We start from the raw sequence: 17,446 nt of genomic DNA, 5'->3' as shown, positions 1-17,446 counted from the left end.
TTTTTTGGATCTACAAATCACCTTCAAATATTAATACCACCTTAGTTTGAGTTGATTCTGTTACCGAAAAGCGTCTATCTGCTCTTTTACCTACCACCCAAACTATTTCATTTTGTGAGCAAATTAACCAAACATTTTCCTTTTCTGGAAAAGATAGCTTCTCATCTTTAAAATATTTGTTTAACTTTTTCTTGCCCTGCATCCCTTTCGGGTAAAAATAGTCGCCTTCTTCTCTTTTTCTTACAGTCAAAGGAAACTTAATTATAGCTGCGTCTACTTCAATAGATACTTTAAAATCTTGTGTATTGGACTCCAATGCCATAAAGCTCCCGTTAGAAGTAACTAATGTTTCTCCTATTTTATCTATAAAGTAAATCGGAGTATTAATTGCACTTTCAAAATCAACATTGTATAACAATAAATACTCCCTATCCTTTAACAATACATGTGTTTTAGAATATACTTTTACACCAGACTGTGCTTTTAGCATTTTTTTTATATCATTCCATGCCGTAAAACCATAATCCTTCAGTAATTCAAATAATATCAATTCTAATTGAGGTTCTTTGTTCAATATTGAGATATTCAATTTAAGACCTCCAGTTGTCGTATCATCAACAACTACTTTTTCTTTTAACTTATTAACATATGATGTTACAATAGATTGACTTTGTTTTAAATATGTTAAAGTCTGTGTGGTGTTGGTTAGCAATTTAGGATTTGTATTCTTAAAATTTGGAATCACTAAATGACGTAATTGATTTCTCAAATATTTTGTATCCGAATTACTAGAATCTTCTCTCCAATGCAAATCTTCTTGCTTTGCAAAGGCCAACAATGCATTTTTAGAAAAATGTAATAAAGGGCGTATAAATATTCCATTTTTTTCAGGAATCCCTGTTAAACCCTCTAAACCTGTTCCTCTCGAAAGATTAATTAAAAAAGTTTCTAAATTATCATCGGCATGATGTGCTGTTGCAATGCTTCCTAAATGGTAAAGCTTTGCCATTTTTTCAAACCACTGGTAGCGCAATTCTCTAGCGGCTATTTGAATTGATGTTTTATGAATTTCCGCATAAGCAGCTGTATTAAACTCCGTAGTAACTAAAGGCACCTTCCATTGATCGGCTAAGCGCTTAACAAATGCTTGATCCCCATTACTAGCAATTCCTCTCAATTGAAAATTACAATGCAACAGTGCTATATCATTCCCAGATTGTTTTAGCAGGTATGCCAATACTACACTATCAACTCCTCCACTTATGGCTACTCCAATGGTGCTTTTTGAATAGTCTTCAAAATGAGTGCTAAAATGTGATGTGAATTGATTGAGCATAACACTCCAAATATACTAAGATCACCAACCAAATACTAACCCTGAAAAGGAAGATAATAATTTAATATATTGCATAGGCTTCATTCGTTTGTAACCCGCCATCCCTAATACCTCAGCCTCTTTATCCATCACTATTACTCGAGGTAACTTTCGGGATGGATTGTATTTTTTTGTTAATTCTAGATTGTATGCCGTTTGGTTTTCCGATAATAAATTAGGTGTTTTTTTAGGGAAATCCACTTTCACCATCACATAATTACGATCGGCATGTGACTTAAATTCTTTTGAACTTAAAATATTCGAATTTAACCTTTTACAGGGTGGACACCAATCGGAGCCCATAAAAACCATTACAATTTTTTTATTTTCTATTGCAGCTACTTTTTTGGCTTCGTCCAAATCGGTCAACCATTTTTGCGCATTACAAAAAGTGAAACTAAATAAGAATGTTACTATTAAAAATGTCTTTTTCATAAAATTACAAGTAATCGGTGTTTGATAAGAATTAGCAAACGATTTAATATGGAACGCTACTTTTATCTAGAAATTTTATAGCTACTAACCAAAATATTTCATGTAACGCTTTCATTTTTTTTCAGCAAACTTTTATAAGACTAAACACATATTTTAACTCCGTAGCAATTTGCACACTGCGTTCTTCATATTTTTCAGCTTGCTGGGGCGTATTATCAAAAGCTTTAGGATCTTCAAAAGTCATAGGAATTCTTTTTTCGGCCCCAGCAATAAATGGACATCCTTTATCGGCACTTGAGCATGTCATTATAGCTACAAAGCCCGACTGTGGATTAAAGGTATCGTCAAAAGTTTTTGAAAAACCTATAATAGCATGTTTATCTTGAGCATATTTTATACTCTGTATTGGGTTTTCACCTTCGGAAATTTGAGTAATAGCAAAACCTTGATTTACTAATGTTTTAGCCGCCATATGAAACATAGCTGTAGCTTCCGTTCCTCCTGAATAACAAAACACATTGTTTATATTGTAATAATAGGCTATAGCTTGCGCCCATACTTGCGATAAATGACTACGACGTGAATTATGAGTACAAATAAAATTCAACCGAATCTCTTGATTATTCGTTAGTTTACTTTGGATATATTCCGATAAGGTTTGTAATAACTCTTTTCTTTCCTCCGAAATTGAATCTGTAGGTAATGACTTTATTAAGTCTTTAATTTTAGTATACATTCTTAATTTTAATTAAATCCTTTTTTATTTTCTAATACTTGACGCATAGCTTTCGCTTTTAAAAGGCATTCTTCATACTCTGCATCTATGTCCGACTTTGCCGTAATGGCACTCCCTACAGAATAGGAAACATATTTTTTCGGTTCATTATATAAAATACTTCGAATAACCACATTAAAATCAAAATCTCCTTCGGGTGTAAAATAGCCGATACTTCCGCTATATAAACCGCGTTTTGTCTCTTCTAAATTTTCAATAATTTGCATTGCCGAAACCTTTGGTGCACCCGTCATACTTCCCATTGGAAAAGTAGTTCGTAGCGCATCTACTGGTGTGTACTCTTTTTTCATTACACTTTGGACAGTAGATATCATTTGGTGTACTTGCGAAAAAGAATAAATCCTACATAGCTCAGACACTTTTACACTTCCTTTTTCTGCAGTTTTTGATAAATCATTACGTACTAAATCTACAATCATTATATTTTCGGCACGTTCTTTTTCACTTTGTTCCAATTCTTTTACTAATTGAGCATCTTGAATACTATCAGAGGAACGTTTGGCTGTACCCTTTATTGGTTGTGATAGTAATTGTTTACCTTTTTTTAATATATAACGCTCTGGCGAAGCGCATAAAGCATATCGATCATCTAATTTCAAAAAAGTTGCAAATGGAGCATGTGAAATATCATTTAAAGCTCGATAAGTAGCTAAAGGATCAATAGCCGTTTCTGTAACAAAAAACTCTTGACAAAAATTAGCTTCGTAAATATCACCACGAGTAATGTGCTGTTTCATTTTTTTAACTCTTTCTCTATATTGATCATGAGTTAATTTTACTCGTATTTTAATTTTCTGCGCTTTTAATTCTCTTTTTGTTTTGGATTTAATTTTAAAAATTTCATTAAAATCAAAATCTATTTCATCATCTACCATTCGTAAATAGTGAAATTCTAATTTATCCTCCTTTAATAGGATAATTTTTTTAGGCTGAAAAAAAGATACATCCGCAAATTCTAATCCATCACTATTTTGGGAAACTAAATTTTCTGTAGCATTTTTTACATCATAAGTTAAATAACCAAATAACCAATCTTTAGTTTCTTGTTGGTATTCATTTAACTTTTCAAAAGCATCAACAAAATCAGTAGTAATACTTGTAAATGCCTCCACTGCTAATAGCGCATCAAAATTACTATATTTTTGCTGGTGTTTATTGGAATCCAGCCAAACAACTTCATCAAACTGTTGTGCCCAATCTAATAATTGAAACTTTACACTTTCGACCTTATCAATATCAATAATAAATGTTTGGGTAATGCGCACGTTAAGCTTTCTTGTTTTGGACTCCAAATATAAATCTTAGTTTGCTTTAACCCGAATTTTGCATTAAAAATCTATTCCGTATCTAAATCTCTGCAAAACCAAACCCTTCGCTGCATTTTTTTATTTAACCATAACGGTGCTACACTAAAATCAAGGAAAGACTTTATTTTATTGAGCTTTCAATACTCATAACAAAGTGCTAATGCATGATTTGTTGTGATCCTATTCAAACTTGTTGCATGAAGCCTAACTTAATTATGAATAGTGACATAAAATAAATACCTAAGTCTTTCCCATGCTTATTCTACCGCAGACTCATTCAACAAATTTTATCATTAATTTTTAATAAGTTTTAAAAAAATCAACACCGATAGGCTCTGATCACTCGTGAGGCCTTATGAGTACAGCCCTAATACATTACATTAAAAAAAAAAATCATTTTTTTTAATGTAATAGGGGTAGGGTAAACCTAAGTTCAAGCGTATTACTAATGTTAACATTAATCAATAAAAAAAATTAACATGAAAACAAAAATTAACAATCTAAAATTGAGTGCATTAGCCTTATTATTCACAGGAAGTTTAGCTATGAATGCTCAAACTTCTCAATGTGACTCTGTAACTTTTGATGCTTCAAATTCAGCTAAATCAGATTGTAACGGAACAAATGGAAGAATTAGAATAGACATCAGTAGTAATAATGGACCACATAGTCTTAAATTATACAATGCTAAAACTGGTGATCTTTTAGGTAGTGCTGCAAGCGTACCAAATGCATTTGCATTTGCTGCAAATTCAGGAAGATATAACATTGAGATTACATCAAATGATGGTTGTGCTATAACTAAACCTGTTACTGTAAGAACTTCTTTTATCAACATCTCAGGCAGATGTAACAATGGAGAATTATCTGTGAACTACGGTTTTGCTTCTAACAGTTTTGCTCCAGGTGGTATCGCATTAGCAAGAGAAAAAGAAGATGGATCGATAGATGTATTAAATCAAGTTCAACTTTCTGGTGCATCACAAGCTAGCAACGTTATAGAGGAAGGTGTAGAGTATTTTATTGCTGCCAGAAGAGGTAATTGTTTTGTACAAAGAGAATACTTTACATTTGCTGAAGGTGCTTGTGGAACAAATACTGTAGTAGAAAATGAAGAAGAAACTGGAGCTAAGTTTTTAACTGAAAGTGTAAACTTAATAGAACTTGACATCATTTCTCAAGAAACTACTATTTTATACCCTAACCCTGCTTCTGTTGAGTTATTTTTAGAAAATGTTACACCATTAAGTAGTGCTGCTATTTTAGACATCAACGGTGCTAAAGTAATGGACTTAAAAGCTGACGAAAATGGAAAAATAGAAGCTAACATCCAAAGTTTATCAACTGGATTGTACATTGTTAAAACTGACAAAAAAGCAATCAAATTATCAGTTAAATAATATCCTTTAACTCTTGATTAAATCCGAAGTCATCTAGAATGGCTTCGGATTTTTTTATTTGTATATACTACGTTTGGTGTAATACAACAAAAAAAGCAACACTTCTAATAAATGATTACCTATAAAAATTGTATTGCATAAAAGCCTGCACAAATAACGTACCTTTGCGCTAAATTTGATACATCGTGAAGTTTACTGATCTTAATCTAAACACCCCACTTACAAATGCCTTAACTGATTTAGGCTTTGACACTCCAACTCCAATACAAGCCCAATCATTTCCGGTAATTATGTCTGGAAAAGATATGGTAGGTATTGCTCAAACTGGAACTGGAAAAACATTAGCTTATTTACTTCCTATTTTACGTGTGCTCCCTTTTAGTAAACAATTAAATCCAAGAGTACTTATTCTTGTTCCCACACGTGAATTAGTTGTACAAGTAGTTGGCGAACTTGAAAAATTGAGTGCTTATATAAATAATCGAATTATAGGTATTTACGGGGGTACAAATATTAATACTCAAAAAAAGGCTGTTGCCGAAGGTGCTGATATTATTGTAGCTACTCCCGGAAGGTTATATGATTTGGCCTTGGCTAGAGCAATTGCTTTAAAATCTATTCAAAAAATAGTTATTGATGAAGTAGATGTAATGCTTGATTTAGGTTTCAAATTCCAGATAGAGAATATTATTGAATTACTTCCGCGACAGCGACAAGGAATCCTTTTTTCGGCTACAATGACCGATAAGGTTACCAAAATTATTGATGATTCCTTTATAAATCCCACTACTATTTCTGTAGCAGTAAGTGGAACTCCATTAGAGAACATAACGCAAACACGTTATAATGTTCCTAATTTTTATACCAAACTTAATTTATTAGGCAATTTACTTGATGATTACGAAACTTTTTACAAAACCATCATTTTTGCCCGTAATAAGCGAATGGCAGATCGTATTTATGATTTTTTAGAAGAAACCTTTGCCGGTGAATCCTGTGTAATTCATTCCAACAAAACTCAGAATTACCGTTTACGTAGTATTCGCCAATTTGAAGAAGGTGATAACCGTATACTTATTGCCACCGATGTTATGGCCCGTGGAATTGATATTGATAGCGTGTCACAAGTCATTAGTTTGGATACACCCGATTATCCCGAAAACTATATCCACCGAATTGGTCGTACGGGTAGAGCCGAGAAAAAAGGAAATGCCATTTTAATGAGTACTCCTAATGAGTTGGGCTACTTAGAAAAAATTGAACACTTAATGAAAATTAAGATTGATGAACTTCCTTTTCCTGAAAATGTCGAAGTTTCAACCGAGCTCACCCCAGAAGAACGTCCTAAAGTTGTCGAAATTGACACTACTCGACGACGTAAAAACCAAGAAATTGAAGAAAGCGGCGCTGCTTTTCATGAAAAAAGCCAAAAAAATAGTAAAACCAACCAAGGAGGATCTTACCGTAGAGAAATTGCCAAAAAATACAAAAAGCCCAAAACAAAAGGAGATAAAAATTACAATCTTAGAAATAAAAAGAAATAGATGTCTGATATCTGATATCTGATATAGTTCAACTAACCTAGAATCATAGTATTGTTATTTTGTGATTTTTTTACGAACTAATTACATAAAAAAATACATAAATTTATTTTTTAATTCACCTATAACCGACAATTATAAGTAATGACCTCCATAGAAAACGAATACTTAAAAATAACTATAAAAAATACCGGAGCAGAATTAAGTAGTTTATACAATAAAAAATCGAACACGGAATTACTTTGGCAAGGCGATGCTACTTTTTGGAGTGGCCAAGCTCCTATTTTATTTCCGATCGTTGGCGGACTAAAAGAAAACACTCATATCCATAACAACACAAAATACCAATTAAATAGACATGGGTTTGCCCGTCGAAGCAAGGATTGGAAAATTGAACAAAAAAATAAAAGTTGCATCCAGTGTACATTAACTGCCAATGAAGCTACACTTAATGTTTATCCTTTTGATTTCACATTGGTAGTTACTTATACTATTAATAAAAATAACTTAAGCATTGAACATAATGTAACCAATAACGGTAAAAAAACGATGCCTTTTTCTGTTGGAGCCCATCCTGCTTTTAACTGTTTGTCTGATGCTGGTTCAACTTACAATGATTATTCATTAAAATTTGAAACTACAGAAATAGCTCATAGACATTTTATCAATAAAGACGGACTTTTTAATGACCAAACCGAATTAACGCTAAATAATACTGATACACTTCAATTATCCGAAGACTTATTTAATAATGATGCATTGGTTTTTAAAAATTTAAAATCAAAAAAAGTATCCTTATTTAAAGCTTCAAAAAAAATACTTAGTCTTAGCTTTAAAGACTTTCCTTTTTTAGGAATTTGGGCGGCACCAAAAGCCCCATTTGTATGTATTGAACCTTGGATTGGTCATGCTGATCACATAGATACCAATCAAGATTTATTTTCTAAAGAAGGAAGTAAGTCTTTAGCCTCAAATGAAACCTTTAGCGTAGCTTATCAAATCACTACTGCATGAAAAAACAAAAAATAAACCTCCGTACTGCATTTAAAACCATTATTTGGCCTCGCCGAAAACTTGTTTTTATAGGTTTATTTTTAATTATTGTAAGTAGATTGGCTGGTCTGGTGCTCCCCTTGGCTAGTAAATACTTAATTGATGATGTAATTGCTAATAAAGATAAAGAAATGCTCAAATGGTTGGTTATTGGTGTCATTACCGCTATCATTATTCAAGCAAGCATGTCATTTTTGTTAACTAAAATTTTAAGTGTACAAGCTCAATTTTTAATTTCAGAGCTTCGAATTAAAGTACAAAAAAAGGTACTATCCTTACCTATTTCATTTTTTGACAACCAAAAATCTGGCGGATTAGTGTCTCGTATTATGAGTGATGTTGAAGGTGTTCGCAATTTAATTGGAACTGGTTTGGTCCAGTTAATCGGTGGTACATTTACCGCTATAATTTCTTTGATTCTTTTGTTCCGTATTAGTATACCGTTAACGCTTTTTATATTAATTCCAATTTCAGTTTTTGGAATCATTGCCCTAAAAGCCTTTAAATACATTAGACCTATTTTTAAAAATCGAGCAAAAATTAATGCCGAAGTTAAAGGTCGTCTAACCGAAACACTCGCTGGTGTACGTGTTATTAAAGGTTTTAATGCCGAAGACCAAGAAAACATAACTTTTGAAAAAGGAGCACACCGCATTTTTGATAACGTTAAACGCAGTTTAACTGCAACAGCTTTTATGAGTAGTTCTGCTACGTTTTTGTTAGGTATAGCAACTACCGGAATAATGGGATTTAGTGGTAACGCTATTATTGATGGAAATTTAACTACGGGTGATTTTTTATCCTTTACACTTTTGCTAGGATTTATGGTAGCTCCTATTGTGCAAATGAGTAATATTGGAAGTCAAATCACCGAAGCATTAGCAGGTCTTGATCGTACCGAAGAGTTGATGAACATGACAGCCGAAGATGAGCTTCCTGGCCGCTCCTTTGAATTAGAAACTATTAGAGGAACTATTGAATTTAACAACGTATCCTTTGCTTACGAAGAAAAAAAAGAAGTACTTCATCATATTTCATTTACAGCCAAAAAAGGAAGTGTCACTGCTTTAGTTGGCAGTTCCGGTTCTGGAAAATCAACCATTGCTGGTTTAGCGGCTTCTTTTTTAAATCCGTCAAGCGGAGAAGTTACTATTGATGGTACAGACTTAAGTAAAGTTATTTTAAGTTCTTACCGAAAAAACTTAGGTGTTGTTTTACAAGATGAATTTTTATTTGAAGGTAGCATTAGAGAAAATATTCTATTTGCAAAACCTAATGCCACAGAAAATGAAATTCAAGAAGCCATTAAAGCAGCTTATGTCACCGAATTTACCGATCGTTTTGAAAAGGGTTTAGAAACCTTAATTGGAGAGCGCGGTGTAAAACTTTCTGGTGGGCAACGCCAACGTATTGCTATTGCTCGTGCTATTTTAGCCAATCCAAAAATTTTAATTTTAGATGAAGCCACTTCAAATCTGGATACAGAAAGTGAGACCTTAATTCAAAAAAGTTTAGAGAACCTAATGGCAGGTCGCACCACACTTGTTATTGCTCATCGTTTGAGTACCATAAAAAAAGCTGATCAAATTCTAGTTATTGAACAAGGGCATATCGCGGAACAAGGAAATCATGATGAACTTATAGCCAAACAAGGACGTTATTTTGATTTATACACCTATCAAGCAAAAATATAAGCACTTGTTTTTGTTTCTGCTAAATGAATAGTTTCTATTCAAAAATACTGTAAACTCAGTCGCTGTTAGTATTTGTTAATTTTTTACTAATATTTTTTTCTTGATTACAAAACACTTTCAAGCATAGGTATTCTTACACAATACAACTACTCCCAATAAAGCTTCTTAAATTAAAAAAAGCTACTAATTAAGCTATTAACGAAAATCATTTTCCAAAAAAACATTTAATCTAGTTATTCGGCAAATAGCGTAAGCCAAATATTACTTATTCAATAAACAAACCGCACTAAAACGTTTTAAATAAATAAAGACATTCTTTTATCAGTTTATAGGTATCATTAGCTTTTTTAACAAACTCTTATGTACTAATGATACTACCTAGTTGAATAAAAAATCTTCCATTTTCTAATTTACCTTCGACCTCGTTAAAAGGAAAAACTTTTAACAGAAAAACTCAACATATAATATTTTTTTTATGAAAAAAAGACTTTTAGTAAGCTCACTAATAGGCTTAGCAAGTTTAGCGATGAATGGACAAGATTGGTCATCTACTCCAATCCCCGCGTATCCTGGCCCGGGAAAGGTTTGGAAATTACAAAATCAACATTCTGATGACTTTAACTATCAAGGAAAAAATAACAAGTTCTACAAAAATTGGAATGATCGTTATTTTAATGCTTGGACAGGTCCCGGACTTAGTAATTTTAGTAGTGCCAACTCACATGTAGCCGATGGAAACTTAATCATTAAAGCTTCTCCAAACGGAAAAAACAGAGTGTACTGCGGAGTAGTTACTTCAAAAACTAAAGTAAAGTTTCCTATTTACATGGAAGCCCGACTACAAACCATGAACCAAACATTATCGTCTAACTTTTGGATGTTAAGTCAAAATGACCGTCAAGAATTAGATGCTGTTGAAAGTTATGGTAGTGATCGTTCTAGTTTTGGTGATGAACATGTTTTTGATTCAAGACACATGAATTCCAATTACCATATTTTTGATCGAAATGCTAATGATAATACCATTATTAATGATAACACTTGGCAAAGGGATCATTATGTAACCGATCATCAACCTTTAAAAAACAGACCTGCTTTAAGGAATGGATTTCATAACTATGCTATTCACTGGATTGATGAATGGAATGTAGATTGGTACTTAGATGGAAAATTAGTTAGAAGAATTGCTCCAGGTACCAATGATGTAATTAAAGACCCACTTCAAAACAAGGGGATTTACGAAGAAATGTTTTTGATTTTAGATGTAGAAGATCACTCTTGGAGATCTGATGCTGGTCATATTGCTACGGTTAAAGAGCTTAATGATGAATCAAAAAATAAAATGTACGTAGATTGGGTACGTGTATATAAGCCTGTAAATGGTCAAGGAACACCCGCTCCAAAAAATATATTTTCGAGTACAAAAGTTCCAGTAAAAGGAATCACCGTTACTCCTATTGAAATAAGCATGCTTACTGGCGAAAAAAAATTCGTTGGCGGAGCTGTTATTCCTGCCTTTGCTACTGATCAAACGGTAAGTTTTGCTTCAAGTAATCCTGCTGTAGCAACAGTAGATAACAATGGAGCTATTATTGGAGTTTCACAAGGAACTGCTACTATTTGGGGAAAAACAACCGATGGTGGTTATGTAGGACAATGTCAAGTTAGAGTAAAACAATCTAATAAACCACAAGTTGCTGTAACGGGTGTTACCATTACACCTGCCAATGTACAAATTGGTGTAGGTGGAACAAGGCAATTAGCGGGCAGAGTTACTCCTACTGAAGCTACAGATAAATCTGTTTACTTTGTATCTCAAAATACCTCAATTGCAACGGTGAATCAACTTGGGATTGTAACGGGTATAAATCCAGGAAAAACTACCATTACTGTAACTGCTATTGATGGTTTTTTTACCGTTGCTGCTGATATTACAGTAACAGGAAAAGCAGTAATTAACACACCTGTTGTAGCTGCTCCTAAGCCGGCCAATGCCATTCCTGTAAAAGGAATTGCTTTAACCCCTAAAAACCTGAGTATTCAAATTGGTTCAATAAAACAATTAGCTGGACGTGTTTCTCCTGCTAATGCAACCGATAATACTATGGTATTTACCTCTAGCAACCCTGCCGTTGCAAGCGTGAATCAAGCCGGTCAAGTAAAAGCCTTAAAAAGAGGTGTGGTTACTATTACTGCCACTTCTACAGATGGTAATTTTAAAGATAGTGCTACTATTACTTCGGTTATTTTAGATACTACAGCCCCATCCCCTGTTGTAAATAATACAAAAGTTTCAGCAGTTGTTTTAACTCCTGCCAAACTAAATATAGCTGTTGGACAAACAAAACAACTTGCTGGGAAAGTGCAACCTAATACTGCTAAAGACAAAAGGGTACTATTTACCTCAAGCAATACTAGTATAGCTACAGTAAATCAACTTGGGGAAGTTACAGGTATTAAAAACGGAACAGTAATTATTACTGCAACATCAATGGATGGTGGTTTTACCGATACATCTAATGTTACTATTGGAAAAGCTTCACCTAATACTGGAGCTAATGTAGTACCGAATAATCCAACTACAGTAAACACAAATGCTAACATTTATTATTTACAAAATCGTTTAACTGGAAAAAAAGTAGGAGTTATTAATGATGCTAAAGGCGCACTAGTAGTGCAAACACCGTCAAATACAACAAACACTAAAAGCCAGTGGAAAAAAATTGATTTAAGTAACGGTTACTTTTATTTACAAAATGTTTCCTCTGGAAAGAATTTTATTCCTTTTAATGAATTTTCTGGAAGTTGGTTAAAGCAAGAAAACAATTCTGGAGATATCGCTCAATGGAAAATAGTAAATGCTACCGATGGGTTTTTCTATCTTGAAAATAAAGAAAGTGACATGTATATTAGACCACGGACTAAGGACGATACTGGAGCCAACACTGGGAGTACTTACCAAATTGAACAACGACCAACTTCGTTTAATGGATTTTGGACACAATGGGCATTTATACCTGTAAATTCTGGTGCAAAGAATATTATTGATCAAAATTCAGATGCGGTAATTTTATATCCTAATCCAGCAAATGAGGTTGTTTCAGTTAAGTTAAATGATCTTTTTTCTGATGCTGTGGCCCGTATTTCATTAATTGATATTAATGGAGCAGTAATTAGTACACAAAATTTCACCAATGGGACTGATAAATTTGACGTTTCAAACCTAACAGCAGGTGTGTACTTTGTTGTTATAAGGACTAATGAAAGAAAACTAAGCAAAAAGTTAATTATTGAATAAATTCTTCAGTAGTAAAACTTAATTTTTAAAAAGTCGTCTAGAAAGTAATTTTCTAGACGATTTTTTATTTATAAATATTTAGTAATTAAACAATTGCACTTTGGGTTAAAAAACTAATAGACTATATTTACGAAAACTACTTAATTATTACTCAATGAAAAAAAATATTTTTTACGTTTGTGCCCTTTTTTTTACACTTTATCTTTCTGCTCAAAGGGCTCCAGATAGTGTTCTTGAATTTGACAATAAAGTCAATGATTTAATCATTGTTCCTTTCAATGGAATGGTTGCTATTTCTGATGGAATAAATTTGCATGGTTACAATCCAAACGACAAAAAAATTGTCTGGACAACTCCTATTCCAAAAGCGAGCTCGTTATCAACAGTTACTACACTTAACAGTACTTTTTCAAACGGAATAACACCCGATGCTATTTTAAGTATGAGCAACAGTGGTAAAGGCTCCGGTTTTGATGCTATTCCCGATACTCCTTTTCTTATAAAATTTTTTGATAATAGATTGTATATCATTAATAGTTTTACTGGTGAATTCATTTTTGAATCTACGGAAGAGAACATATTTTTTTATCAATCAGATTATTTATTTGACGAAAATGCTTTGTTACTAAGAGGTATGGAAAATGATGCCTTAATTATTGCTAAATACGACTTGAAGAACAAAAAGTACCTATGGAAAACTTCAGTGTCTGAAAAATTCGGTAATACACTTTCTAAAATTTCATCTTTAGTTGGTGATGATCCTACTGTAGGTAGAGATCAAATGCAGTCCATCGCTGATAAAGTTTTTGTACTGGCTAAATCTAAATTTTACGCACTAAACAAACAAAGTGGAAAATTACTTTGGAAAGCAGAAGATGTAAATTACAAGAATTTTTATGCCAATCAAGATGCCAGCAATGTATTACTTACTGAGAGTAAAGGACTTTTTGCAGGCAAAGAACTTTTGTACTTAAAAAATGCCAATGATGGCTCCTCTTTATGGAAAGACCCTGTTAAAACGAAACGCTTAGTATTAGTCGAAGATTGGCAAAATAGAATGCTTATTGCTCATTACAAGGGCTTCAATTTTTACGACTATAAAACAGGAGAAAAAACCTGGAAAAAAGATCCTAAAGGGAAAAATATAAAATCCGTAATTCCGCAGGATACCGATTTTTTATATGTGTACGATGATGAAATGATGCTTATTGACAAGGATGGACAAAAGAAATGGAAAAAAGATGTCAAAATTTGTGATGATGAAGAGGATCCAATCTTCTTTTTAGAAAAAACAAAAAGTGGTAAAGTACTTTATGTAACTGCTACATATGCGAATCTTGTGGACTATAATACCGGAAAAAAATTATGGAAAGGAAATTTAAAATTAAATGAAAAAAGACCCACTTTTGCTAAGTTTGATGAAAACTCTGGTGATTTTGTAGTGTATAACGATGAAAAAATGTATCGTTTTAATGAAAATAGTGAAGCCAAACCAAAACCCTATGCCAAGCTAAAGCTTAAAAATGAGAAAAGTATTGCTAGTATGGATATCTTCAAAAATAATGTTTCTATTTCTGGACAAAGTGAGGTAGTGGGAATTAATGATGCTGGAGAGGTTGTTTTTCATAATAAATATAGTCAACCTGGTGAATTAGGACGTAAGTTTTTAAAAGCTGGTTTAGCTGTCGGAACCTTTGCTTCTGCCGTAGCTGCCACCAAAATTGAAGTATATACAGTACATCGTGATACCAATGGGAATAAAGTTTATCAAAAAATAGGCGAAATCGGTTTTGATGAAAAAACAAGACAAATTGGAGAAGCTGGATATTTTGCTGGTTCAATTGGTAAAGCGCTCGTAAAAGAACGTTTCAATGCCTTAAAACAAACCGACAAGTATGCTATTATTTTTGCTAAAGGAGAAAATAGTGAAAAGCTTTTAGTGCGTATTGATAAAGAAACAGGTAAAGAATTAGATAAAATTACCGTTGAAAATAACAAGCCTGTATATGATTATGATTCCGTTTCTAAAGATTTATTTTACAGTAAAGGAAAAACGGTAAAAATTTTCAAAGGAATTTAAACTATTGATTAAAAAAGAGGAGTTCCAAAAAATAGAACTCCTCTTTTTGCTCTTTTAGTGAATATCACTAATTTTTATTCATTGCTCCTTTAATTACACCAATAATGGCCATTAAAACTCCTCCTCCTACTCCACCGCCTGCTATACTGCCTACTATTCCACCTAAATCAATACCTAACATACCCAATAATTGAGCTCCTAAACCACCTCCTAAAATTCCAATAACAGAATTCCATAGTGTTCCCATTGAATATTTTTTCAATAATGCTCCTGCCAAATTACCACCTACAGCACCTGTAAGTAGACTAATAATTAATTCCATGATTAAATTTTATTGGTTAAACAACTATTAAATTAATCAATATCAACAACTTAACCAACAAAATTAAGCTTTTAAAATACTTTCTATATTAGGCTTGAAATAATTAGGGCCTTTCAATACTTTCCCATCCGCTCTATAAATAGGTTTTCCATCGGCTCCCAACTTACTCATATTACTACGTTGTATTTCATTAAAAACTTCTTCAATTTTATGTTGCATTCCATGTTCTATAATGGTACCACATAAAATATAAAGCATATCACCAAGTGCATCGGCCACTTCAACTAAATCATTATTTTGAGCAGCTTCTAAATATTCTTCATTTTCCTCCTTCATTAAATTAAAACGCAAGGTGTTTTTTGCAGCTCCTAAATCTGCTATTGGAGCTTCTTTATAACCAATTTTAAAAGCAGTATGAAATTCTTTAACTGCATTAATTTTATCCTTCATGAAAATTGTTTTTGTAATTTTGCTAAACCCGAATTCTGTATTGGAACTTCGCTATAAGATTGTGATGTACCATAAATACTAGTGTTTAAAGTAGATTGCAGCCATAATAGATTTTCTAATGCATAATTCGGGTTAAATATACAAATTGATATTATAGTAACTCAGCTATAATAAACAACACACTTATGTTCAGTCAAAATCAACTTATTTTTGCTATTTGTTTTTTTATTGCATTTGTCATTTTTATGATATTCAGCTATCGAAAAGATATTCCTATCCATAAAAAAAATTACAAAGGAAGTTTTTGGATTTTAGTGTTTTTTGTAGGTTTTATCTTATTTTTATTCATCCTTAAAACCTATTTAAATTTTTAAACCTCATTGAGGTTATTTAAAGGGAATAATTATATATCCTTATTAAATGAGAGGATAGTATTAACAACAAAATCAAATCATATATGTTTAAAGTTTTACAGTTCCTTTTTTATAGTATTGCTTTATTATTTATAGGTAGTTGTGTCTATTTGGCTACAATCCCATCTAAACACACCTATAATTATGACATCAATTTTGACAATGTGCCTAAAAAAATGATTCAAAATCAATTAATCCATTTTGAAAATTGGCTTAATTGGGCTATTACGGATACTTCTCATTTAAATATAAATCAAAATGTTGATCCCCTTTTAAGTAAATTACAAATAGCATTACCTAAAGAAAATGCTTTTAAAATTGAAAATGAGCTTGTACTAGATTCCTTAGTACTACAAAAGGTATACACTAAAAAAGAACGAGGCATACAATCATTAGCTTGGAATTTAGGGAAACAAAAGGTAGTTAACGGTATGTCACTTACGCTAGAAGAAGAATTAAGTTTTAAAGACAAAATCTTCGATATTTTTAAATGGAAAAATAATAAGCGTATTTGGTTACAGCATTTGCATACCCGATTGCCTTTATTACAACAGCAATTAAACAAGCGTGCCTCGGACTATAGTATTACTTATAGTAGTAAAGGAACCTTTGGCCCCTTTCATTATGTCTATTTAAGTGCATCGGGACATGTGAATAATATAGCTAACTATACGCAAAAACACATTACTGCTTTAGAACAATACCTAGCCGAGCATAATGTAAAAAGTGCCCATAAACCCATTACTATATATAATGACTATAATGAAACCACTGGTGACTTAATTTTTTCAACGGGTATACCTATAGCTACACAAATTCTAATCCCAAGTGAATTGGCTATACGCTATGGATACATAGACAGCCTATCCGTATATAAAATGAATATTATAGGAAATCCAAAATCGACAAAAGTATTATGGGAGACATTCAAAAAAACAAAGCAAACCACCTTATCCGATATGAGTAAACAGCGTTTTGAAATTTATGAAATTGACCAAAACAGCACAGATAACTACACAAAATGGAAAAAACAGCTTGTCTGGGGTATAAAACCCACTATAAGTTCAAAAAATGACAGCATTACCTATGTATCTAAAAATAGTAGTATTAACTAAGTAATTTCACTGTAATTTAACATTACACATACCTATTATTTCTATTATTTTTTAATATATTCTGATGAAATACCAAAAAACACTATAAAATAACATTAAAAAAATAGATAATCACCCACATATATTAATATAATATTAAAAAAATCGTTTTTAAATACGCTTTTCGC

13 protein-coding genes are annotated in these 17,446 nt (G+C 32.3%); 7 read left to right on the top strand and 6 right to left on the bottom strand.

Annotation, left to right across the window (positions count from 1 at the left end; all coding sequences use genetic code 11):
- Positions 1–10 precede the first annotated feature (10 nt).
- From tilS to pabB, 4 genes are all read right to left on the bottom strand, one after another.
- Positions 11–1,336 carry a tRNA lysidine(34) synthetase TilS gene (tilS, locus tag KQA_RS0207985; RefSeq protein WP_010179884.1) on the bottom strand — a complete coding sequence of 442 codons (1,326 nt, stop codon included), beginning with the start codon at positions 1,334–1,336 and terminating at the stop codon, positions 11–13.
- Positions 1,337–1,357: 21 nt separating this feature from the next.
- Positions 1,358–1,810: a thioredoxin family protein gene (locus KQA_RS0207980; RefSeq protein WP_010179882.1), complete on the bottom strand. Its 453-nt coding sequence runs from the start codon at positions 1,808–1,810 to the stop codon at positions 1,358–1,360.
- Positions 1,811–1,931: 121 nt separating this feature from the next.
- Entirely contained in the window at positions 1,932–2,546 is a 615-nt protein-coding gene (locus tag KQA_RS0207975; protein ID WP_010179881.1) for an arsenate-mycothiol transferase ArsC, read from the bottom strand.
- Between the two features lie 8 nt (positions 2,547–2,554).
- Complete coding sequence (gene pabB, locus KQA_RS0207970; RefSeq protein WP_010179878.1) at positions 2,555–3,898, bottom strand: aminodeoxychorismate synthase component I; 1,344 nt, start codon at positions 3,896–3,898, stop codon at positions 2,555–2,557.
- Between the two features lie 494 nt (positions 3,899–4,392).
- On the opposite strand from pabB, the gene KQA_RS0207965 reads away from it, so the two are divergent.
- From KQA_RS0207965 to KQA_RS0207940, 6 genes are all read left to right on the top strand, one after another.
- Entirely contained in the window at positions 4,393–5,313 is a 921-nt protein-coding gene (locus KQA_RS0207965; RefSeq protein WP_010179876.1) for a T9SS type A sorting domain-containing protein, read from the top strand.
- A 185-nt stretch (positions 5,314–5,498) separates the two neighbouring features.
- Positions 5,499–6,857, top strand: a complete 1,359-nt coding sequence (locus tag KQA_RS0207960) for a DEAD/DEAH box helicase (RefSeq protein WP_010179874.1) — start codon at positions 5,499–5,501, stop codon at positions 6,855–6,857.
- 141 nt (positions 6,858–6,998) lie between these two features.
- Positions 6,999–7,868: an aldose 1-epimerase family protein gene (locus KQA_RS0207955; RefSeq protein WP_010179872.1), complete on the top strand. Its 870-nt coding sequence runs from the start codon at positions 6,999–7,001 to the stop codon at positions 7,866–7,868.
- Positions 7,865–9,601, top strand: a complete 1,737-nt coding sequence (locus KQA_RS0207950) for an ABC transporter ATP-binding protein (protein WP_010179870.1) — start codon at positions 7,865–7,867, stop codon at positions 9,599–9,601. Before KQA_RS0207955 ends, KQA_RS0207950 begins: the two co-directional genes overlap by 4 nt.
- Before the next feature lie 475 nt (positions 9,602–10,076).
- Positions 10,077–12,899: an Ig-like domain-containing protein gene (locus KQA_RS0207945; protein WP_010179868.1), complete on the top strand. Its 2,823-nt coding sequence runs from the start codon at positions 10,077–10,079 to the stop codon at positions 12,897–12,899.
- A 154-nt stretch (positions 12,900–13,053) separates the two neighbouring features.
- Positions 13,054–14,979, top strand: a complete 1,926-nt coding sequence (locus tag KQA_RS0207940; protein ID WP_010179865.1) for an outer membrane protein assembly factor BamB family protein — start codon at positions 13,054–13,056, stop codon at positions 14,977–14,979.
- Positions 14,980–15,046: 67 nt separating this feature from the next.
- Here KQA_RS0207940 and KQA_RS0207935 read toward each other — a convergent pair whose 3' ends face one another.
- Both KQA_RS0207935 and KQA_RS0207930 read right to left on the bottom strand, forming a co-directional pair.
- A complete protein-coding gene (locus KQA_RS0207935) occupies positions 15,047–15,301 on the bottom strand; it encodes a hypothetical protein (protein WP_010179863.1) in 255 nt (84 codons plus the stop codon).
- Positions 15,302–15,364: 63 nt separating this feature from the next.
- Entirely contained in the window at positions 15,365–15,751 is a 387-nt protein-coding gene (locus tag KQA_RS0207930) for a pyrophosphohydrolase domain-containing protein (protein WP_010179861.1), read from the bottom strand.
- 457 nt (positions 15,752–16,208) lie between these two features.
- On the opposite strand from KQA_RS0207930, the gene KQA_RS0207920 reads away from it, so the two are divergent.
- Complete coding sequence (locus tag KQA_RS0207920; RefSeq protein ID WP_010179857.1) at positions 16,209–17,279, top strand: hypothetical protein; 1,071 nt, start codon at positions 16,209–16,211, stop codon at positions 17,277–17,279.
- Positions 17,280–17,446 lie beyond the last annotated feature (167 nt).

The sequence above is a fragment of the Aquimarina agarilytica ZC1 genome, assembly GCF_000255455.1.
GTDB lineage: Bacteria > Bacteroidota > Bacteroidia > Flavobacteriales > Flavobacteriaceae > Aquimarina > Aquimarina agarilytica.
This window is presented reverse-complemented; position numbering and strand designations above follow the sequence as displayed.